This is a genomic window from Mycobacterium sp. NGS15 (assembly GCF_059813245.1).
Map to the genome: position 1 here is coordinate 546,696 of NZ_JCALEF010000005.1, position 21,834 is coordinate 568,529.

11 protein-coding genes are annotated in these 21,834 nt (G+C 64.9%); 6 read left to right on the forward strand and 5 right to left on the reverse strand.

Features of this window, described 5'->3' with window-relative positions:
• Window positions 1–29: 29 nt before the first annotated feature.
• A complete protein-coding gene (locus tag AC5Y5C_RS17240) occupies window positions 30–1,532 on the reverse strand; it encodes an MFS transporter (RefSeq protein ID WP_499974408.1) in 1,503 nt (500 codons plus the stop codon).
• Window positions 1,533–1,638: 106 nt separating this feature from the next.
• Between AC5Y5C_RS17240 and AC5Y5C_RS17245 the strand changes: the two genes are divergently transcribed.
• Entirely contained in the window at window positions 1,639–2,307 is a 669-nt protein-coding gene (locus tag AC5Y5C_RS17245) for a TetR/AcrR family transcriptional regulator (protein ID WP_499974410.1), read from the forward strand.
• Here the strand turns inward: AC5Y5C_RS17245 and AC5Y5C_RS17250 are convergent.
• The 3 genes from AC5Y5C_RS17250 to AC5Y5C_RS17260 all read right to left on the reverse strand — a co-directional run bounded on the left by AC5Y5C_RS17250 (window position 2,302) and on the right by AC5Y5C_RS17260 (window position 4,455).
• A complete protein-coding gene (locus AC5Y5C_RS17250) occupies window positions 2,302–2,670 on the reverse strand; it encodes a GatB/YqeY domain-containing protein (RefSeq protein ID WP_499974411.1) in 369 nt (122 codons plus the stop codon). The genes AC5Y5C_RS17245 and AC5Y5C_RS17250 overlap by 6 nt on opposite strands.
• Window positions 2,671–2,691: 21 nt before the next feature.
• Entirely contained in the window at window positions 2,692–3,771 is a 1,080-nt protein-coding gene (locus AC5Y5C_RS17255) for a M48 family metallopeptidase (protein ID WP_499974412.1), read from the reverse strand.
• Window positions 3,772–3,945: 174 nt separating this feature from the next.
• Window positions 3,946–4,455 carry an SMI1/KNR4 family protein gene (locus AC5Y5C_RS17260; RefSeq protein ID WP_499974683.1) on the reverse strand — a complete coding sequence of 170 codons (510 nt, stop codon included), beginning with the start codon at window positions 4,453–4,455 and terminating at the stop codon, window positions 3,946–3,948.
• Window positions 4,456–4,739: 284 nt separating this feature from the next.
• Between AC5Y5C_RS17260 and AC5Y5C_RS17265 the strand changes: the two genes are divergently transcribed.
• From AC5Y5C_RS17265 to AC5Y5C_RS17285, 5 genes are all read left to right on the forward strand, one after another.
• Complete coding sequence (locus tag AC5Y5C_RS17265; RefSeq protein ID WP_499974414.1) at window positions 4,740–5,642, forward strand: SDR family NAD(P)-dependent oxidoreductase; 903 nt, start codon at window positions 4,740–4,742, stop codon at window positions 5,640–5,642.
• 40 nt (window positions 5,643–5,682) lie between these two features.
• The gene (locus AC5Y5C_RS17270; protein ID WP_499974415.1) at window positions 5,683–7,263 is read left to right on the forward strand and encodes a DHA2 family efflux MFS transporter permease subunit; all 1,581 of its coding nucleotides are present in this window, start codon (window positions 5,683–5,685) and stop codon (window positions 7,261–7,263) included.
• A 187-nt stretch (window positions 7,264–7,450) separates the two neighbouring features.
• On the forward strand, window positions 7,451–8,389 hold the full coding sequence (locus tag AC5Y5C_RS17275; RefSeq protein WP_499974417.1) for a methionyl-tRNA formyltransferase: 939 nt from the start codon (window positions 7,451–7,453) through the stop codon (window positions 8,387–8,389).
• Window positions 8,390–8,458: 69 nt separating this feature from the next.
• Window positions 8,459–8,668 carry an MbtH family protein gene (locus tag AC5Y5C_RS17280; protein WP_499974419.1) on the forward strand — a complete coding sequence of 70 codons (210 nt, stop codon included), beginning with the start codon at window positions 8,459–8,461 and terminating at the stop codon, window positions 8,666–8,668.
• A gap of 88 nt (window positions 8,669–8,756) precedes the next feature.
• Entirely contained in the window at window positions 8,757–20,840 is a 12,084-nt protein-coding gene (locus AC5Y5C_RS17285; RefSeq protein ID WP_499974420.1) for an amino acid adenylation domain-containing protein, read from the forward strand.
• On the opposite strand, the gene AC5Y5C_RS17290 is transcribed toward AC5Y5C_RS17285, so the two are convergent.
• A complete protein-coding gene (locus AC5Y5C_RS17290) occupies window positions 20,837–21,793 on the reverse strand; it encodes an alpha/beta fold hydrolase (protein ID WP_499974422.1) in 957 nt (318 codons plus the stop codon). The two genes, AC5Y5C_RS17285 and AC5Y5C_RS17290, sit on opposite strands and share 4 nt — an antisense overlap.
• Window positions 21,794–21,834 lie beyond the last annotated feature (41 nt).

Here is a 21,834-nt window from a genome sequence, read left to right on the forward strand (position 1 = left end):
TACGAGTCCGGCGCGCCGAAGGTTCCCGATCAGGTGTCGCTGTGACGCATCACAACGGCGGCCGTGATCGCGGTGGCCACCAGGACCAGCGTCGATACCCCAGCCACCGCGTGGATTCCGTCGGTCCACCCGGTCCTCGCGAGCTCGGCCGCGGCGGCGCCCGCCTCACCACCGATGTCCTTGGCGCGCGCCATCGCCTGCCCGAGTGTCTCGCGCACATGGGTGCGCGCGGCGAAGATCGCCGAGGCGAGGGCACCGAACAATGCCAGTCCGAAGGCCGTCCCGAGCTCAAAGCTCATCTCGGAGATGCCGGTGGCCTGCCCAGCCCGCTCGGTCGGGGCGGCATTGAGTGCCACGGCCGAGACGAATGTGAACATGACACCCGCACCGGCGCCGACGATCACCGTCGCCGCGATGTAGACGCCCACCGGCCCGTGCGGGCCCAGCGCCAGGAGTACCGCGTTGCCGGCGGCCATGGCCAGCAGAGATACGACAAACGTCCAGCGCTCCCCGAGTAGACGCTCGATACGCGCCGCGTCCATCGAGAAGTAGGCGACGGTCAGTGCCATCGGCAGTCCCAGGAAGGCGGCGGCCAGCACATCGAAGCCGAGTACCGACTGCAGGTAGAGCCCGGTCAGGTAGGTCGTGGCGCCGAACGTCGCCATCGCGGCGACAGTGCCGACGATTGCCACGGTGAAGGTCCTGTTGCGGAACAGGTCCAGCGCGAGCAGTGGGTGCGGGCAGCGCATCTGCTGCCGGACGAACACCGCCAGGGTGGCGACGCCGATCACGCCGGTGATCGCGACTGATAGCGAGAGGCCATGCGTAGCGGCGGCTTTCACGGCATATACCAAGGTCATGATTCCGGTCATCGACAGCGCGACGCCGGCGAGGTCGAATGGCTCCAAAACTGGGTTCCGGTATTCGGGGATGAGTGCGTTGGCGGTGAGTAGTAGCACGATCAGCACCGGAACGTTGATGAGGAACACCGAGCCCCACCAGTAGTGGTGCAACAGTAGGCCGCCGATGACGGGCCCGACGGCGGCTCCGAATGAGAAGGCTGCGGCCCAGATGCCGACCGCGAGCGCCTTCTGGCGGGCGTTCGGGAACATGACCCCGATGAGCGCCAGGCTGGCGGGCAGCAGCGTGGCTCCGCCGATACCCATCAGCGCGCGTGCCGCGATCAGTGCCAGCGGGGTGGGTGCGAATGCGGCGATCACCGATGCGATGCCGAAAAGAGTTGCACCCCAGAGCATGAGACGCCGGCGCCCCCACCGGTCGCCCAGGTTGCCCATGGTGATGAGCAGTCCGGCAAGCAGGAATCCGTAAACATCCAGGATCCAGAGCTGTTCGGCCGCCGACGGATTCAGCGACTCGGACAGCCGTGGCATCGCCAGGAACAGCACCGAGACGTCCATGGACACCAGGAACACGGGCAGCAGGAGAGTGGCCAGCCCGAACCAGGTACGGCGTCCAGCGCGGGCGCCTTCTGGCGTCGCGTTTTCGGGCGCAGTGCTCTTGCAGCTGGTCATGGGGTATCGCTCCGGTGATATTGGGGCGCGTACGGCGTACGCAGTAGACTGGGTACACTGTACGCAAATTGGCGAAGCCGGTCAATCGAGTTATGGAGGGAGCATCGTGACCGATCCGCGTCTCACGCTGGAATCGATTGTTGCCAAGGCCATCACGATTGCCGATGCGGAAGGCCTGACCGGTGTGTCCATGCGCAAGATCGCCGAGGCCCTCGGAGTGGGCGCCATGTCGCTATACCGCCACGTCGCCGACAAGGATGCGCTCCTGGTCGAGATGACCGCGGAGGTCACCCGCCGATTCGCCTACCCCGCCGACATGCTGGGTGACCCTGACTGGCGTGCGCGGGTGCGCGTCGCCGTCGAATACGACTTCAATCTGTACAGCACCCATCCCTGGGTGTTGTTGGCGTACGCGGTGCCACGCAACGGGATGCAGCCCGACACCCTGGTGTGTTTCGACTGGTTGCTAGAGGCCTTCGGTCATCTTGGGGTTCCGGTGCCCGAGGCTGCGGAATTGGCGTTTCAGGTGTGGAGCTACTCGCAGGGCGTCGGCCTCGGTGCGGTCGGTGGGCAGCTCGTGTCCCCGGGTGCACGCACCGACTTTTCGGGTCTCTCCGAACTGATCGGCGGCAACGCCGAGCTGCCGGAGTCGCCGCGGCTGGCCGCGCTGGTGGGGGTGGGCGACCTGCCGCAGGTGACCAATCCGCGTGAAGTGATCGTCAAGGGTGTGGAGATCCTGTGCGACGGCATCGCGCGGCGCTACGGGTCGCTATAGGTACCCGGCGATGACCGCGGCCTCCACGCGCAGCAGCGTGGCGGCCTGCGCTTGACCGAGCGTGTCATAGCGCTCGGCTTCGGTGGCACGGTCATCGATCTGTGCCTGCAGGATGGCACGCACGTCGGCGGGGGAGAGCACCCGGCGCGGCACCTCGGCCGACCCGAGACCTCTTGTCGCACCGGCGATATGGGTGTTGTTCGGCGTGCTTTGCCCTGCGTCGTCCATTGACTCGGCGTTGTCGATCGCGGCGATTGCCGTCCGCAGTGCGCTCACGGCTAGGCTATTGCGGGCCTTCATTGCGGCGGTGAGATCGGTGCGCATGGTTGTGCGCAGTACATGTGGGTCGTGGGCCGATGTCATGGGGTGTCGAGTTCGGATCGGTCAGGCGTCGCCGTCGCGTGGCTCGTCGTCGGAACTGTTGCGCCACTGTGAGAACCGACGTCGCACATCGGTGGCGACATCGGTGACGCCTTGGCCGACGACATTGGCGACGCCGTCGAGCGTGGATCCGAAGTTGCGCAGCGCGGAGATCAGCGGGTCGGTCGAGGAATCGAAATTCTCCTTGTATGACCTTGCCGCGGAGCGGAGCTCGAAACCCAGATCGGCCTGCGCGTCCTCTTCACGTCGCGGATAGTCCCCGCTGAGGATCGTGCCGTACTCGCCGCGGTCGATCCACTTGCTGAGCTCGGCGGCCCGCAATACGGAGAACGGGTGCGATTGCAGTTCGAGATTGAGCAGTTTGAGTACGCCATCACGCATGTCTCCGGTGCGCTCGTACTCTGCCGCCTGAGCCAGAAAGCGTTGCGTATCCATCTCGTCGAGGCGTGAGCCCCCGGCCAGCTTCATCTCCACCCGGATCGCGGTGTCCACGTCCTGACCGCAGAGCATTCCGGCGCGGTCTCCGGAGAGCTCGGACTTGCGTTGCCATTCCATGAGCGCGGCGACGACGGCGCGCAGCGCCCATCCGCCGATCGGCATCCAGCCGAGGTTCCCCGCCAGCCGCATGAGGTGCATCAGCATGGTGCGGTACACCGCATGCCCGGAGAGTGCGTGCCCGAGTTCGTGGCCGATGATGAAGCGCAGCTCCTGCTCGTTCATCAGGTCCAGCAGGGCCGAGGTCAGCACGATGAACGGTTGGTCCATGCCGATGGTGTACGCGTTGGCGTATGGCCCCTGAATGACGTAGAGCTCCGGGGTTTCGGGGGCGTCAAGGACGCGGGCGCAGTCGTTGAGAGTGTCGTGCAGTGACGTGAACTGTCGATCATCGACGCGGATGGCGGTCGCCAGATACATCAGCCGGTGCTGGCGTTCCCGCAGTAACGCGGCCAGTGCCTTGAGGATGGTGTCGAAGCCTTTGAGGCCGCGCAGTGTTTGCAGGGCAGCCCGGTCAGCCGGGTGTTCCCAGGCGCGGGTGCTGATTCCGGGAAACTCGGCATAGGTGCGAGTAGGCAGATCGGACATGGCATTCAACCTATCTGGTTACCGTGGTTATCGGGTGCGTCCGGGGAAATCGGGGCATGCGACGGCTATTAGCGGGTGCCGTGCGGACAAGCCCCGTCTTGATGTCATGTGTCCCCCCGGAAGCCCTCTTGTTAGGTCAGACGATCGCGCACGCGTTGTGGTTCCCCGGTGCGCTTACGGATGCGTGCTCCGGAGTTCCCTTTGGTACCACTCCGACTTGGTTCTCACCGCGTCCATCAGGGTGGGGTACTGGCCGATCCCGTTGGGGCCAGTACCGCCGAGCTCGAACACGGTGCCCGGCTCGTCACTGAAATATGAGTGGGCTACCGCGATGATCATGACGTAGTCGTCCTCGGCGCCGAGAACCGGAATCAGTTGGTTGAAGGAGTGGGCACCGAAGTGTTCGGGAGTCAGCGATGCCCCTTCGATGTACGCCTTCATGTCGTCCCAGCTCCTCGAGCCGGGCGCCGAATCGGCGAGTGAGAACAAGTCATCGAAGCCACAGAAGGCGCGCAGGCCGTCGGATATCTGGAGCAGTTCCCGGTGGTCGGCATCGAGGTACAGGCCCCACTGCCGTTCCCTTGCGCGGATGTTGTTGCGAGTCGTCGGTGTGAGTGTGCCGGGAAGGCCGTACAAAGGGTCCTTGTCGTGCAGAGCCTTTTGCTGGTCGGCGAGCATCGACACGAGCGAAGACCATTCGTCATGCCGGGCGGAGCTACGGGGGGACACACACGCACAGACGAGTGCGGCAACGAGAATGACTGTCGCGCTGAATCGCATACGACCCCCAAAACTTGCGCCCATCAGCAACGATAGCAAGCAGTAGGAAGGCGGGACGCGGAAACTTGGCATCGCGGCCGCAGCTTGACAACGAATGATGCCAACATGATCATTGCTCGTGGCGACAGACCCCGGCTCTGCCGGTGCAACGCGAAACAGTCAGCAGCACACAAGCTATGGGAGACCCGATGCGGGCCGTCAGACACCTGATCAACGTTCTCACGAAACCGGTCAGCATCAGCTACCCATGGACACCGACGCTGTCCGAGCGTGTGGGTGGCCGCACGGTGTTGATCACCGGTGCTTCCAGCGGGATCGGCCGGCGGCTGGCCGAGAGGGTCGCGGATGCGGGCGCTTGTGCGATTGTCACCGCACGCCGGGCCGATGAGCTCGACGACGTCGTGCGCGAGATCACTGCGCGAGGTGGCGTCGCGCACGCCGTGCCCGGCGATCTATCGACAGGTGACGGCGCGGATGCGGTTGCCAACGAGGTGCTCGAACGCTTTGCGGCACCCGATATTTTGGTGCTGAACGCGGGCAGATCGATCATGCGGTCGCTCGCGGACTCCGAACACCGGCTGCACGATTACGAGCGAACCGTAGCGATCAATTACCTGGGTGGTGTGGGCCTGGTGCTGCGCCTGCTGCCGGGTATGCGTGCCCGCGGCTCGGGGCATATCGTGCACAGCTCGTCGATTGGAGTACTGGGTAACCTGCCGGATTTCTCTGCCTATGTCGGGTCGAAGGCAGCCATGGATGCGGTGCTGCGCATCGCGGGCATCGAGAGCCGTGCCGACGGAGTGCGCGTCAGCAATGTTCATCTCCCGCTGGTCACGACCGACATGATCGCCCCGTCGGACTGGAGCCAGTACGCATCGCTCACGTTGGAGGAGGGCGTCGACATGGTCGTCGACGCGATCAGGCGGCGCAGTCGCGAGGTGAACAACCCCCTGGGCATCCTGTACCGCGACTCCTACCGCGTTCTACCGGGAATCGTGAGCCGGGTTCAGAACGATTACTACCGTTGGTATTCGAGCCGCGGCCGGAGTCCGGAAGCTCCGGTAGAAGCGGTGACGGGCCCGTTGAGGTAGACCCCAACTGGCCCCTCTGCGTGGATATACTCGCCGACCTATGGACAGCGTGCCTACCGCCCTCTCGGCGCCGAGCGGGTCGGCTGAGCGGCGTGGTGTGAACGAGTCGGGGCACCCTGACAAGCTCGACGCCGCACTGCTGCGGATCGCTGGCATCTGTGGTTTGGCCAGCGTCATGGCATTTTTGGACAGTACGGCTGTGGCGGTGGCTCAGCGCACCTTTGTCGCCGAGTTCGGTTCCAGTCAGGCCGTGGTGTCCTGGACCATCGCCGGTTACATGCTTGCCTTCGCAACAGTGATCCCGATGACCGGATGGGCGGCCGACCGTTTCGGTACGAAACGCCTGTTCATGGGTGCCGTCCTGGTATTCACCGTTGGCTCGTTGTTGTGCGCAGTGGCCCCAAACATTTTGCTGCTCATCATCTTCCGTGTGATTCAAGGCATTGGCGGTGGCATGTTGATGCCACTGGGCTTCATGATCTTGACCCGCGAGGCGGGCCCAAAGCGCCTTGGCAGAGTGGTCGCCATAGGAGCGGTGCCCTTCCTGCTCGGCCCGATCGGTGGGCCGATCCTGGGGGGATGGTTGATCGGCAGCTACGGCTGGGAATGGATATTCCTGATCAACCTGCCGATCGGGTTGAGCGCCATCATGTTGGCGGCCCTCATGTTTCCCGGGGATAACCCCGAGCCTTCGGAGAAACTCGATGTGGTGGGCGCACTGCTGCTCTCACCGGGCGTAGCGATGTTGCTCGTGGGGATGTCAGCCATTCCCGGGCACGACAGCATGGCCGACCGACATGTCCTGCTGCCCGTAATCATCGGTGCGGCACTGATTTTTGCGTTCGTTGTGCACACCAGGAACCGTGCCGCACATCCTCTTGTCGACCTACGGCTGTTCGAAAACCGTGTGGTCAAGTGGGCCAACATCACGCAGTTCGCCTTCGCCGCCACCTTTGTCGGCGTCAGCTTGCTTGTGCCGAGTTACTTCCAAGTGGTGCTGCATCAAACGCCGATGCAGTCCGGGATGTCCATGGTGGCGATGGGAGTCGGCCTCGTGCTGACCATGCCCCTCGCGGGGATCTTCATGGACAGACGCGGGCCCGGCACGATTGTGCTGATTGGTCTCCCGTTGATTGCGGTGGGCTTGGGCATTTTCACATTCGGTGTGGCGCGACAAGCAGGTTTCTCGCCGATGCTGCTGGCCGGGTTGATGGTCATGGGTATGGGGGTCGGTTGCACGTCGACGCCACTGTCGGCGGCGTGCGTCCAGTCGCTGGCGCCGTCCCAGATCGCGCGTGGCACCACGCTGCTGAGCGTCAACGACCAGGTGGGCGGATCTGTGGGGGCCGCGTTGATGGCAACGCTGTTGACCAATCAGTTCAATCGTGCCGGAGGCGGAATTGAGGTCGATCCGTTGTCCATAGCGGATGGAGAAACCGTCAATCGTGGAATATCGAGTAGCTCGGTCGTGAATCCCACTTCAGATTTTGCGATAAATGCGCCTCAGTGGCTTTCGCACGCGTACACGGCGGTATTCTTAGTGGCCGCTTTATTAGCGGTGTTCACCATTATTCCGGCGGTTTTTCTACCGAGGAAGTTGATGGTGGGCGCCGACGCCTGAGAACTTTCGCCACGCTGCGTTCCGTGTGCTCGTGCAGGTGAGAGGCCTGATGTCCGGTTCCCGCGTCGCTTCCCTCAGGTTAGGGAAGGCTTGCGTAACCTGTGAAACCCCTTAAGCTCATCTGCCAGTGGTATTCAATTTGTGGGCATAAGCCCCTGACCAGCGCTTAAGAGCTAAGGGGTCGTACATGCGCATTGTGTCGTTCGGATATCAGGTCTGGGGCTACCGAACCCTGCAGGCCTTGATTGACCTTGGGCATGAGGTCGTCCTCGCTGTCACGCACCCGGCCAGCGAGGAGTCGTACAAGGCGATTTGGTCGGCGCCGGTCGACGAACTCGCACGCGCACATGGTATTCCTGTGCATTTCACGAAGCGGGTCGATGCCGAAACCATCAATTTGGTCAAGGGTGCCGAGCCCGACGTCATCGTTGTCAATAGCTGGTACAACCGGATGCCCGTCGAACTCTATGATTTTCCTCCACACGGCACTCTAAACTTCCATGATTCGTTGCTGCCGAAATTCACCGGATTTTCCCCCGTTTTATGGTCGTTGATCAGCGGCGAGTCCGAATTCGGGTTGACCGTGCACCGCATGGATAGCGGGTTGGATACCGGTGACATTCTGGTGCAGCATTCGCTTCCGATCGGCCCCGCGGACACCGGCACCGAGTTGGTCCTGCGGGGTATGGACCTGATTCCGGGCGTGCTGTCCGAAGCGCTCAGTGCGCTGGAGTCCGGCAACGCTGTCTGGCGGCCGCAGAACAAGGCCGAACGGACATACTGCCACAAGCGTTCAGAGCGGGACAGCGCGATGGATTGGACATGGTCTGCCGAGGATCTCGAACGATTTGTCCGTGCATTGTCGGACCCGTACCCCCGCGCCTTCACCTTCTACGACGGTGAACGGATCGAGGTTTTGGAGGCGCGGATCTCCGAGGCCCGCTACGGCGGGACGCCGGGCCGGGTGATCGTCCAGGAGGAAGGCGGCGTGGTGGTGTGTGGGTCCGATGCGTACCGCGTTGGCAACCGCGGCTTGGTGATCACTCGTATTCGTTGCGCAGACGGGGCGGAGCGCAGTGGCGAAGAGTACTTCCGGCGCGGGGGATATCTCAACAGCCACACGTGATCCGGAGGCGGCAGAACCGGTGCTGAATGCGGCGCCGTTGCGCTCGGATCGTGATGATGAGGAAAATCGATGCAAACCAATCCCTTTGACGATGACAGTGGCAGCTTTCTCGTCCTGGTCAACGACCAGGAACAACACAGCCTGTGGCCGTCCTTCGCCGACGCACCGTCGGGCTGGCACGCGGTCTACGGACATGCCGGCCGTGCGGCGTGCCTTGAGTACATCGATGAGCAATGGCCCGACATACGGCCGAAGGACCTACGCCAAAGACTCGCGTAGAGGGCCTATTTCCTTGCACAACAAGGTATCTCAGCGCTGATTTCTCAGACGCCAGTACGCAGGCCCAGGTAGGGAGTTCGTTGTCCTCATGCTCAACTATGGAACGCAGTCCGATGTTCTTGGACCTCTGACAGCCGCGCAGCGGTCGATATGGGTCGCGCAACAACTGCGTCCCGAGGTTCCCTACAACTTTGCGGGATTTGTCACGATCGATCACGACGTGGACGCCGAAAAGCTGATGGTGGCCTGCGAATCGATGGCCGCACGGTTCGGTACGCCGTGCGCACGGCTGTCCATCGAGGACGGCGAACCGGTCTTCGTCGTCGATCGTTCGTTCCCAGAGATCATGCCCTGCATTGATTTACGCGCCGAGCGTGATGCTGTCGCTGCTGCTCGCCACTGGATGGACGAGGAGTACCGCCGCCCCATCGACTTGCTCAGTGAGCGTCTCACGCACTTCGTGCTCCTGCGGATAGCCGACGATGTGTCGTACTTCTACATGCGCACACATCACGTTCTCTTGGACGGGTATGCCACCAACAATCTGCTGAGGCATATCGCGGATGTGTACTCGGGGTCGGTGGCGGCCGAGACCGATGTCGATTTCTCGGAGTTTTCCGTGATTCGCGAGGCCGATCAGAAATATCAGCAGTCCGCGCGCAGCGATGCGGATTTCGAGTACTGGAAGAACGTCTTATCCCGTCCGATGGAAACGGCTGACCTCGCGGGTATGGAGCGTGTCGTCACGCCGCGGCACCCTCTGGTGCGCGACCTGGTGTGCGATGAGCTGTTGTCGCAGAACGGTCTTGGTCAGTTCGAGGTGGCCCGAGTCGTCGCGACGCTATCCTCCTTCTTCGCGAAGACGACAGGACGCCAAGGTGTTTCATTGTCGCTGCCGGTGTCGGGGCGTACGACGGCGGCGTTGAAGAGATGCGGCGGCATGGTGTCGAATCTGGTGCCGTTGTTTGTCACCGTCGATGATGGGGACACCATCGGAGCGCTGGACGACCAGGTCGCCAAGGCCGTGGTGGGCGCGCTGCGCCATCAGCAGTTCCGGCGCTGGCCGGAGCTGGTCCTCGATGCGGGACGTCGCGACACCAACATCGAATTCGGCCAGGTAATCAACGTTTTCGACTTCGCGGATGTGTTCTTCTTCGGACCGTCGGAGGCGGTGGTCAACGTGTTGACCACCTTCCCCGTCCAGGACATCGCGATCAATATCTATCCGCGCCCGGGCGGCGGCACGTCGCGCATCCAGTTCGCGTGGAATCCCGACAGGTACACCGTTGCCGAGATCGATAGGCACATAGCCCGTTTGGAATCACTCCTGGGGCGTCTTCTGGGGGCCGAGCGCTCGGTGGTCGTGGGCGAGGTCCCGCTGCTGGATCAGCGGGAACGTGATCTGGTGCTATCGCAGTGGTCCGGTGCGGGCGTACAGGCGCCGGTTGGTGTGGCGCCGCAACTGTTGGCCGCAGCGGTAGCCGCTTCCCCCGGGGCGGTGGCGGTGGTCGATGGTGGCCGAGAGTTGACCTACCGCGAGTTGGACGAATGGTCGACGCGATGGGCGCGGGTGCTGATCGCGGCCGGGGTAGGCCCGGAACGCGCGGTGGGTGTGGCGATGGACCGCTGTGCCGAGCTGGTGGTGGCGTGGTGGGCGGTGGCCAAGGCCGGCGGGGTGTATGTGCCGGTGGACAGCGCTCATCCGGTCGAGCGGGTTGCCACGGTTTTGGACTCGGTGGCGGCGGTGTGTGTGTTGACCTGCGGCTCCGACGAGGTTTCGGGGGCCGGTGCTCGTCCGGTGCTGCGCATCGACGGCTGCGACGTGTCCGGGCTGTCGGCCGAAACGATCACCGACGCCGATCGATCGGCAGCGCTGCGGGCGGAGAATACCGCGTATGTGATCTTCACATCGGGCTCCACCGGCACCCCTAAGGGTGTGGCGGTCGGCCATGCCGGGTTGCCGGGAGTGGCTGCGGCGCAAAGTGATCTGTTCGAACTGGGTGGCGATGCGCGGGTGCTGATGGTGGCCTCGCCGACATTCGACGCTTCGGTCTTCGAGGTGGTGTGGGCGGTCGGCGCAGGGGCCACGCTGGTGGTGGCACCGCGAGACGTGTACGCCACCGATGCGTTGACGGAGTTTTTGCAGGCCCAGCGAGTCAGCGCCGCGGTGCTGACCCCGACGGTGTTGTCGTCGCTGGACCGGACGCGGCTGGACAGTCTGGGCACATTGGTCACCGCGGGGGAGGACTGCCCGCGCGAGCTGGTGGATGACTGGGCGCCGGACCGGCGGTTGGTCAACGCCTACGGCCCGAGCGAGAGCACCATCTGGGCCACCTCCGCGCCGATGACGGCGGGGCAGCCGGTCGGCATCGGCGCACCGATTCCGGGCATGCGCACCCTGGTGCTGGACGCCGGACTGAACCCGGCGCCCATCGGTGTGGTGGGCGAGCTGTATCTGGCCGGTCCCGCGTTGGCCTCCGGTTACGTGGGCCGGGCGGTGCTGACGGCCGAACGGTTTGTGGCCAATCCGTACGGGCCGTCCGGGGCGCGCATGTATCGCACCGGAGATCTGGTGCGCTGGAACGCCGATGGTGCGTTGCAGTACATGGGCCGCGCCGACGAGCAGGTCAAGATCCGCGGTAACCGCATCGAACTCGGCGAAGTGCAGACAGTGCTCGCCGGTGTACACGGAGTGGAGCAGGCCGTGGTGATGGTCCGCGAGGACCGTCCGGGCGATAGGCGGCTGGTGGGTTATGTCACCGGTGCCGTCGACGCGGCGGGGACCCGCGCCGCACTCGGTGATCGGTTGCCTGCCTATATGATTCCGTCCGCGATCATCGTGTTGGACGCGCTTCCGCTGACCGCCAACGGCAAGCTCGACGTGCGCGCGCTGCCGGTACCCGAGATCGTCGCCGGTGCGTACCGCGCGCCGACGGACGAGGTTGAGCAGACGTTGGCCGCCGTCTACGCCCAGGTCCTCGGGCTCCCGCGGGTCGGCGTGGACGACTCCTTCTTCGATCTCGGCGGAGACAGCATCATGTCCATGCAGGTGGTGTCGCGGGCCCGCGCTGCCGGGGTGCTGTGCCAGCCTCGCGATGTTTTCGTTGAGCAGACCGTGGCGAGGCTGGCTCGAGTGGCCACCACCGTCATCGGCGACGTGGACGTGGACGATGACGGACTGGGCGAGGTGCTCGCGACGCCGGTCATGCGATGGCTGCAGGGCGTACCGGGCGAGGCCGACCAGTTCAACCAGACGATGGTGCTGACGATTCCGGCTGCGGTGACCGAAGCCGATGTGGTAGTGGTGCTTCAGGCCCTGCTGGACCGCCATCCCATGCTGCGGCTGCGTGCCGAAGACAACGGTGCGCGAGGGTGGTCGTTGACCGTTCCCGACGCGGATGCGGTGGACGCGCGCAACTGCCTGCAATCTGTGGATGTGTTGTCCGACGAGGCTCTGGTACAGGCCCGGGCCCGGTTGAGCCCGGCCCACGGGACGATGCTGAGCGCGCTGTGGGCCAGCTCCACGGCACAGTTGGCGCTGGTCATTCACCACCTCGCGGTCGATGGAGTGTCCTGGCGAATCCTGCTGGAAGACATGAACATCGGCTGGGCCCAGCGTCGCGCCGGACAACCGGTTGCCCTGCCGCCTGGCGGCACGTCCTTCGCCCGGTGGTCGGCATTGATCGACGACCAAGCGCGCACCGCCGGGGTGGCCGAACATGTCGAAGCGTGGAAGCGGGTGCAAGCGACCCCCGCACTGTTGCCGGCCGTGCGGCCAGCGTTGGACACGTACGCCACCGCCCACACGATGTCGGCGTCGCTGGATGCCCAAACCACCCGCATCTTGTTGGGCGCGGCACCCGCGGCGTTCCATGCCGGGGTGGGCGATATCTTGCTGATCGCGTTGGGCATGGCAGTCGCACAGCTCTCGGGAAACACCGGTGCGCCGGTCGGCATTGACGTGGAAGGCCATGGGCGCCAGGAGGAATTGGTTGCCAGTGGGAATTCACCGGTGGACCTCTCACGCACGGTGGGATGGTTCACCAGCAAGTACCCGGTGGCCTTGAGCCTCGGCCGACTGGACTGGGCGCAGGTGAGGGCCGGCGACCCCGCACTGGGCGTGATGATCAAGGAGGCCAAGGAACAGCTCCGCGCGCTGCCCGACGGCATCACGTATGGCCTGCTGCGCTATGCGAATCCCGAGGTGGATCTCGCTGGGGCGGAACCGGTTATCGGATTCAACTATCTGGGACGGCTGGGCGGCGTCGGTGAACACGGCGGCGACTTGTGGCTGCCGAGCCCCGACGCCGTGTCGGCGGCCGCGGTGGCCGCCGCGGTGCCGCTGGCGCTGGCACATGTCGTGACTCTGAATGCGGGCGTTCTGGAATCAAGCACCGGCACGGGTCCCTATCTGCAGGCCAATTGGACCTGGGCCTCCTCGATGGACGATGGGCACATCACCCGGCTGGGTCAGCTCTGGACTGAGGCACTGACGGGTATCTGTGTGCATGTGCGTGGCGGCGGCGGGGGATTGACTCCGTCGGACATCGTGCCCGCACATCTCACCCAGCAGCAGATCGACGAACTGGAGCGGCTGCACCGGGTTGCCGATGTGCTGCCGCTGACGCCGCTGCAGCAGGGGCTGCTCTTCCATGCCACCGCCCACGCCAGCAGTGACGACGTGTACGCGGTGCAGCTGGACCTCACCCTCGCAGGCCCGCTCGATGCACCCAGACTGCGCGACGCGGTACAGACGGTCGTGGCCCGGCACCCCAACCTGGCCGCCCGCTTCCATGCGCAGTTCGATCCGCCGGTGCAGAGCATCCCGGCAGACCCGGTAACTCCTTGGCAGTACCTCGAACTCGCGGGCACCGATATCGAGGGCCAGATCGCGCAGCGGTGTGCTGCCGAACGCGCAGCGGTATGCGACCTGACCAATCCGCCGCTGTTCAGGGTGGCGCTGATCGGAATCGGTCACGACCAACACCGCCTTGTTCTCACCAGTCACCACAGCGTCCTCGACGGCTGGTCGTTGCCCATCCTGTTGCAAGAGATCTTCGCGGGCTACGGAGGGCACAGCCTGCCGCCAGCCGTGCCCTACCGCAGGTTTGTGACGTGGCTGGCCGATCAGGATCGGGATGCGGCTCTTGCTGCTTGGCAGGACGTGCTGGCCGGATTCGAGACACCCGCGTTGGTAGGTCCGTCGCACAAGCTGGGATCAGGGCGGCGCGAGACACAATCGCTGCGACTGTCGGGGCAGGCCACGCGCGCGCTGACCGAACTCGCCCGCACCCACCACACCACCGTGAACACCGTTCTGCAGGCGGGCTGGGCGCAGCTGTTGGTCTGGTTGACCGGCCAACATGATGTGGCCTTCGGCGCCGCGGTCTCGGGCCGTCCCGCCGAGGTGGCAGGGGCGGAATCGATGGTGGGCCTGTTGATCAACACGGTGCCGGTGCGCGCACGTATCGCCGCGACGACCACCACCGCCGAGTTGTTGGAGCAGCTGCAGAGCGCCTCGAACCGGACGCTGGAGCACCAGCACGTCGCGCTTCCCGAGATCCACCGTGTCACCGGGCAGGACCAGCTCTTCGACACCCTGTTCGTGTACGAGAACTACCCGATCGACCCGGAGGCATTCGGGACGGTCATGGGGACAGGCGAATTGGCCATCGCGGGCTTCTCCAGCCGGGAAGCTACCCACTACCCGCTGGCCCTGCAGGTGACGCCGGGCCACGAACTGGTGTTGAGCATCGAACACGACACCGATGTCTTTGACGTCGAGAGCGTCGTGGTGTTGGCCGGTCGGTTAGAACTCGTGCTGGCGGCGATGGTGGCCGACCCGTTGCGGCGGTTGTCCTCGGTGGATGTCTTGGGTGCCGACGAGCGGGTGCTTCTGGACGTGATGGGCAACCGCGCGGTGCTGGATCAGCGGGCGACGGGGGTGTCGATTCCGGAACTGTTCGGGGCTCAGGTGGCCAGGACCGCCGATGCGGTGGCGCTGAGTTGCCGGGACCGGTCATGGACCTACGCTGCGGTTGAGCGTGATTCGAACCGTTTGGCGCACTTTCTGATTGGCTTGGGTGCCGGTCCGGGCCGCTGTGTGGCGGTGATGTTCGGACGGTCCGCCGAGGGGATCATCGCGATCTTGGCGGTGCTCAAGACCGGGGCGGCATACGTGCCGATCGACCCGGCGGTGCCCGATGCCCGGATCGATTTCGTGGTCGGTGACGCGAAACCGGTGGCGGTGGTCACGACCGCGACGCTGGCCGGCCGGTTCGGGGCACATGATGTCGTGGTTGTCGACATCGACAACCCGGCCATCGATGCGCAGACCGACGCATCGCTGCCGCTACCCGCTGCTGACGATGTCGCGCACATCATCTATACCTCGGGCACCACCGGTATTCCCAAGGGAGTTGCGACAACTCACCACAACGTGACGCAGTTGTTGGAGTCGTTGCATGTCGGTTTACCCTCGGGGCCGGGACAGGTGTGGTCGCAGTGGTATTCGTTTGCCTTTGACGCCTCGGTGGAAGAGATCTGGGGTGCGCTGTTCCACGGTTCGCGGCTACTCGTTATCCCGGAGTCGATCGGTCCGGATGAGTTCCAGGCCTTGCTGATTGACGAACATGTCACCGTGTTGCACCAGACTCCGTCGGCCGTGTCGGCGCTGTCCGTGGAGGCGCTGGAGTCTGTGGCGCTGGTGGTGGCCGCCGAGGCATGCTCGGCGGAGCTGGTGGACCGCTGGGCGCCCGGGCGGGTGATGACGAACGCCTATGGGCCTACCGAGACCACGATGTGCGTGACGGTCAGTAAGCCGTTGGCCGCGGGTTCGGGGACGCCGACGATCGGCGGGCCAGTATCGGGGGCCGCACTGTTCGTGCTCGATGCCTGGCTGCGACCGGTGCCGGTCGGTGTGGTCGGCGAGCTGTATGTGGCCGGGCTCGGGCTGGGGCTCGGATATGTGAGCCGGTCCTCGCTGACCGCGTCGCGGTTTGTGGCCTGCCCATTCGGTGCCCCAGGCGAGCGTATGTATCGCACAGGGGATTTGGTGCGCTGGCGTGCTGACGGGAACCTGCAGTACTTGGGCCGCGCCGATGAGCAGGTCAAGATCCGTGGGTATCGCATCGAGCTCGGTGAGATCCAGGCCGCCCTTGCCGACGTGGTCGGGGTCGAGCAGGCGGTGGTGATCGTGCGTGAGGACCGACCGGGCGATAAGCGCTTGGTCGGCTACGTCACCGAGTCTCCTGAAGCAGAGCTGGCCGGTGGAGTCGATACCGCCGGAGCGCGTGCGGCGCTGGGCGAGCGGCTACCGCCGTATATGGTCCCGGCCGCGGTTGTGGTGGTCGGTGCCCTGCCGTTGACGGTCAACGGCAAGCTTGATACCCGTGCCTTGCCAGTGCCGCAGTATCAGGAAACTCTTTACCGCGCACCATCGAACGCGGTCGAGGAGATCCTGGCCGATATCTATGCGCATGTGCTCGGCCTGGAACGTGTGGGCGTCGACGACTCGTTCTTCGATCTGGGCGGTGACTCGCTATCGGCCATGCGCTTGATCGCGGCCGTCAACAAGTCGATGAACACGCATCTGACCGTGCGCGCTCTCTTCGACACCCCCACGATCGCCCAGTTGGCCCCTGGGCTGCGGACGGATTCGGGCGGGCGGGCACCGTTGCTGCCCGCCGCACGGCCCGACGTGATTCCGCTGTCGTTCTCGCAGCGACGGTTGTGGTTCCTGGACCAATTGCACGGTGCCTCACCGGTGTACAACATGGCGGTCGCGCTGCGGCTGAGCGGGCAGCTCGACCTGGATGCATTGCGTGCGGCATTGTCCGACGTGGTGAGTCGTCACGAGTCGCTGCGCACCGTGTTCCGCGATGAGGAAGGTGTGCCGTACCAACTGGTGCTGGCAGCCGAAAGTGCGGAATTCGGCTGGGAGGTGGTCGATGCCACCGCGTGGTCGCCCGCACAGTTGGACGAGGCGATCGGCGTCGCGGCGCGCCACACATTCGACCTGGCCGCCGAGATCCCCATGCACGCCAAACTCTTCACGGTGTCCGGTGACGAGCACGTTCTCGTGGCTACGGTGCATCACATCGCCGCCGACGGCTGGTCGGTGGCGCCACTCATGCGTGACCTGACGGTGGCCTACGCAGGACGGTGTGGTGGGCATGCACCCGATTGGGCACCGCTGCCGGTGCAGTATGCCGACTACACACTGTGGCAACGTGATCAGCTCGGCGACCTTGAAGACAGCGAGAGCGCCATCGCCACCCAGGTCGCCTATTGGCATGGTGCGCTCGCCGGGATGCCCGAACATCTCGCGCTGCCCACGGACCGGCCCTACCCGGCGGTTGCCGACTATCGCGGCGCCAGTGTGGATCTGGAATGGCCGGAGCAGCTGCAACACGCAGTGCGTGCGCTGGCACGTGAACACGGGGCCACCAGCTTCATGGTGATCCAGGCGGCGCTGGCCGTGCTGCTCTCGAAGATCAGCGCCACCTCCGATGTGGCGGTGGGGTTCGCGGTCGCCGGCCGCGACGAGCCCGCCCTCGACGAGCTGGTGGGCTTCTTCGTCAACACCTTGGTGCTGCGCGTCGATGCCGGTGGCGATCCGACCTTCGCGGATCTGCTGGCGCAGGTCCGGGGCCGCAGTCTGGAAGCGCTCGAGAACCAGGACGTTCCCTTCGAGGTGCTGGTGGAGAGGCTCAATCCCATCCGGTCCCGGAGCAGCCACCCCCTGGTACAGGTCGGATTGACCTGGCAGAACCTTCCCGGACAGGATGCCGACGGACTAGGGCTGGGCGATCTACTGATCACCCAGATACCGGTGCACACCAACACCGCCCGCATGGATCTGACGTTCTCTCTGGGCGAGCGCTTCAACCAGGCCGGTGAGCCTGCCGGTCTCGGCGGTGCGGTCGAGTTCCGCACCGATGTCTTCGATCTCGCGAGTGTCGAGTCGCTGATCGCGCGGCTGCAGCGGGTACTGGAGGCGGTTGCGGCCAATCCTTCGCAGCGGTTGTCGGCGGTAGATGTGCTCGACGCGGCGGAGAGCGCCCGGCTGGACCAGCTGGGTAACCGTGCGGTGCTATCGGGACCCGTAACGCCGACATCGATACCGGAACTGTTTGCAGCACAGGTGGTTTCCCACCCAGATGCGATAGCGATCAGATGTGGGCAACGTTCGTGGACCTACCGAGACCTCGATGAGGAATCGAATCGTCTGGCGCACCTGCTGATTGAGTACGGCGCGGGGCCAGGGCAGTGCGTGGCGTTGCTGTCGGAACGCCGTGGTGAGGCGATCATCGGGATTCTTGCGGTACTCAAGAGCGGTGCGGCATATCTGCCGATCGCTCCGGCGGTTCCCGACTCGCGCATCGAATTCATGATCACCGATGCCGGTCCGATCGCCGCCATTGCCAGCGCGGCGCTGCGTTCACGGCTGGAGGGGTACACGTTGCCGATCATCGATATCAGCGATCCCGGGGTGGGCGCCCAGCCCAGTACCGCCTTGGCGGGGCCGGCCGCCGACGATATCGCGCATATCGTCTACACCTCCGGTACCACCGGTATTCCCAAGGGAGTCGCGACGACTCACCACAACGTGACGCAAGTGCTGGGGTATGAGCACCTCGGTGTGCCCTCGGGGCCGGGGCAGGTGTGGTCCCAGTGGTACTCGTACGCCTTTGATGCCTCGGTGGAGGAGATCTGGGGTCCGCTGCTACACGGCGGCTCTCTCGTGGTGGTCCCCGAATCGTTGGTCCCGGAAGACTTCCAGGAATTCCTGGTCTCCGAGGGCGTCACCGTGTTGCATCAGACACCTTCGGCGGCGGCCGCGCTGTCGCCGGAGGCGCTGGAAGGAATGGCCCTGGTGGTGGCGGCCGAGGCCTGCTCGGCGGAGATGGTGGACCGGTGGGCGCCGGGACGGTTGATGGTCAACGCCTACGGCCCCACCGAGTCGACACTCTGTGTGACCGTGAGTCCGCCGCTGGCCGCCGGTTCGGGAACGCCCGCGATTGGTGTTCCGGTGGCGGGGGCGGCGCTGTTTGTGCTGGACCCTTGGATGCGGCAGGTTCCGGTGGGCGTGGTCGGTGAGCTGTACATCGCGGGCCACGGGCTTGGGGCCGGTTATCTGCACCGATCAGGGCTGACGGCGTCGCGGTTTGTGGCGTGCCCGTTCGGTGCCCCAGGCGAGCGTATGTATCGCACGGGGGATTTGGTGCGGTGGGGTGGCCCAGGTTCTTCAGCCGGGCAGTTGCACTACATGGGGCGTGCCGATGATCAGGTCAAGATCCGCGGCTATCGCATCGAACTCGGCGAGATCCAAACGGCGCTAGCCGATCTCGATGGCGTCGAGCAAGCGGTGGTGATCGTGCGTGAGGATCGTCCGGGCGATAAGCGCCTGGTCGGCTATGTCACCGGGGCCGTTGAGCCGGCCCAAGCGCGCGCGGCGGTGGCCGAACGGATACCGGCCTACATGGTGCCGGCGGCCGTGGTAGCCATCGACGCTTTGCCGCTGACGGTCAACGGCAAGCTCGATACCCGTGCCTTGCCGGTGCCGCAGTACCAGGAAACTCTTTACCGCGCACCATCGAACGCGGTCGAGGAGATCCTGGCCGGTCTCTACGCGGACGTGCTCGGCCTGGAGCGCGTGGGCGTCGACGAGTCGTTCTTCGATCTGGGCGGCGACTCGCTGTCGGCCATGCGCCTGATCGCCGCCATCAACAAATCGATGAACACGCACCTGACCGTGCGTGCCCTCTTCGACACCCCCACGGTGAGCAGCTTGAGCGGTCAGCTGGACAAGCATGCCAGCGACCCGCGCTATGTCGCCGTGCACGGTTCCGACGTCGCCGAGGTACGCGCCGCCGACCTGACGTTGGACAAGTTCATCGACGCGGAAACCCTCAGCGTCGCTAGGACACTGCCGAAGCCCTGCGGGAAGGCACGCACCGTATTGCTGACCGGAGCGACCGGCTTCCTCGGTCGGTACCTGGTGCTGCAATGGCTCGAAAAGCTCGAGCTGCTCGACGGCAAGCTGATCTGCCTGGTACGGGCCTCATCTGACGACGAGGCCCGGCGTCGGCTGGAACGGATCTTCGATAGCGACGACCCGGAACTGTTGCGGCACTTCCACGAACTCGCCGAGGACCATTTGGAGGTTATCGCCGGTGACAAGGGTGAAGCAGACCTCGGTTTGACCGGGGAGACCTGGCAGCGGCTGGCCGATACCGTTGATGTGATTGTGGATTCGGCGGCAGTCGTGAGCGGTGCGCTGTCTTACGGCGAGTTGTTCGGACCGAATGTGGCGGGCACCGCGGAGCTGATCCGGCTGGCGCTCACCACGAAGCTGAAGATGTTCACGTTCGTGTCGACGGCCAATGTGGGTGACCCGGTAAAACGGGTGGCCTTCACCGAGGACGCCGATATCCGCGACATCTGTGCCACACGTGCCATCAAGGACGCTTACGCCAACGGCTACGGCAGCAGCAAGTGGGCCGGAGAGGTGCTGCTACGGGAGGCCCATGATCTGTGTGGGCTGCCGATCGGTGTCTTCCGCTGCGACATGATCCTGGCCGATACCACTTATGCGGGTCAGCTGAACGCCTCGGATGTGTTCAGCAAGATGATTCTGAGCATCGTGACCACCGGCCTGGCGCCCAAGTCGTTCTACCGCCTTGATGCCGACGGCAATCGGAGGCGTGCGCACTTCGACGGGCTACCAGTGGAATTCGTTGCCGAGGCGATCACCACCTTGGGTGTTCAAGTGGTGGAAGGATTCCAGACCTATCACGTGATGAACCCGCACGACGACGGCATCGGTCTTGATGAGTACGTCGACTGGCTGATCGAGGCCGGGTACCCGATCGAGCGGATTGACGACTTCCAGGATTGGTTGCAGCGGTTCGGGACAAGCCTGCAGGCGCTGCCGGACAAGCATCGGCGAAACTCGGTGCTGCAGATGTATCTGACGCTGGTGCAGGACCCGGAGCGGGTGAGCCCCATTGTGCCGACCGTCGGTTCATTCGCCCCGGCCGATCGATTCCGCGCAGCCGTGCAAGAAGCCAAGATTGGGCCCGATAGCGACAACCCAGACATCCCGCACGTCTCGGCGGCGAACATCGTCAAGTACGTCACCGATATGGAGCTGCTCGGGATGCTCTAGGCGTCGGCTGGCTGCGGCTCCGAGGCGGGACCGATGAATTCGAGACCGGCGTTGATCGCGGGGCGGTGCCGCAGGATTCGGAAGTGCGCCAGGCGCCCGAGTCCCTTGGTCGCCATCAAACGGGCTCCGGGCCATGAATCGGCCAGGCGTTCGCTCGATGTGTAGGGAGTGTCCGGGTCGTCCGGGTCGTGGATGAGCAGCAGCGGGGGATGGCCGGCGCTGGCGGCGACCCGAACCAGCTCGGTCTCGGGCAGCGTCAGTTCGATACGGCGTTCCAGCTGCCGTTGCAGTCCCGCGCGTATCCGTGGGCCGAAGCCGTGCCGCGCCGCGAACAGGTCGAGGTACAGCGGGAAATCGCCCATCGGCGCCAGGTACACCAAACGGCCCACGGATGCGCCATAGGAAGCGGCGAATGTGGTCGCGTTGGCTCCGAGGGAGTGGGCCACTACCGCGTGGGCGGGCCCGTGCTCCTCGATGACGGCCGCCACCGCGTGCGCACATTCGATGAGCGTGGTGCGTCCCGGTGCGAGCGCCCCCGGGGCGGATTCGTTATGGCTGGGCAGGTCGAAGGCGATGACGCGGTAACCGGCCTGCAGGAGAGGCTTGATGAAGATCCCTAGGTGCGTGCGCTGCCCGCCCCAGCCGTGGACCAAATAGACCGTCGGCCCTTCGCCCCATGACTCACCCGCAACCCGGTGCCCGTCCCAGTGGGCCTCCAGCGGCTCGCCGGGGGGCACGCCGGGCGGCATGCGCAGACTTGACTCGATGACCGGCGGCGTGCACCACAGCTCGACCGCCCACCGGGATCCGATGGCCGGTGCGAAGCGCTCCAACCACCAGAAAGCCCGGCGTATCCGGTCGGAGACCGGGGGCTGGACGCCGGAGCCTTCCACGTCGAGGGCGGCCCCCGCGGCCTTGGTCGGTGCGGAATCCGTCTTCTGGCGTTCGATCACGTCAAGGGAGTCTATTGACGTCCGATACGGCGTGCGCGGCG

Bases quoted from the DNA above. Each gene is read 5' to 3' on its own strand.
- AC5Y5C_RS17240 (WP_499974408.1), bottom strand. From the start codon at position 1,532: ATGACCAGCTGCAAGAGCACTGCGCCCGAAAACGCGACGCCAGAAGGC.
- AC5Y5C_RS17285 (WP_499974420.1), top strand. From the start codon at position 8,757: ATGCTCAACTATGGAACGCAGTCCGATGTTCTTGGACCTCTGACAGCC.
- AC5Y5C_RS17265 (WP_499974414.1), top strand. From the start codon at position 4,740: ATGCGGGCCGTCAGACACCTGATCAACGTTCTCACGAAACCGGTCAGC.
- AC5Y5C_RS17250 (WP_499974411.1), bottom strand. From the start codon at position 2,670: ATGACATCGGCCCACGACCCACATGTACTGCGCACAACCATGCGCACC.
- AC5Y5C_RS17275 (WP_499974417.1), top strand. From the start codon at position 7,451: ATGCGCATTGTGTCGTTCGGATATCAGGTCTGGGGCTACCGAACCCTG.
- AC5Y5C_RS17255 (WP_499974412.1), bottom strand. From the start codon at position 3,771: ATGTCCGATCTGCCTACTCGCACCTATGCCGAGTTTCCCGGAATCAGC.
- AC5Y5C_RS17280 (WP_499974419.1), top strand. From the start codon at position 8,459: ATGCAAACCAATCCCTTTGACGATGACAGTGGCAGCTTTCTCGTCCTG.
- AC5Y5C_RS17270 (WP_499974415.1), top strand. From the start codon at position 5,683: ATGGACAGCGTGCCTACCGCCCTCTCGGCGCCGAGCGGGTCGGCTGAG.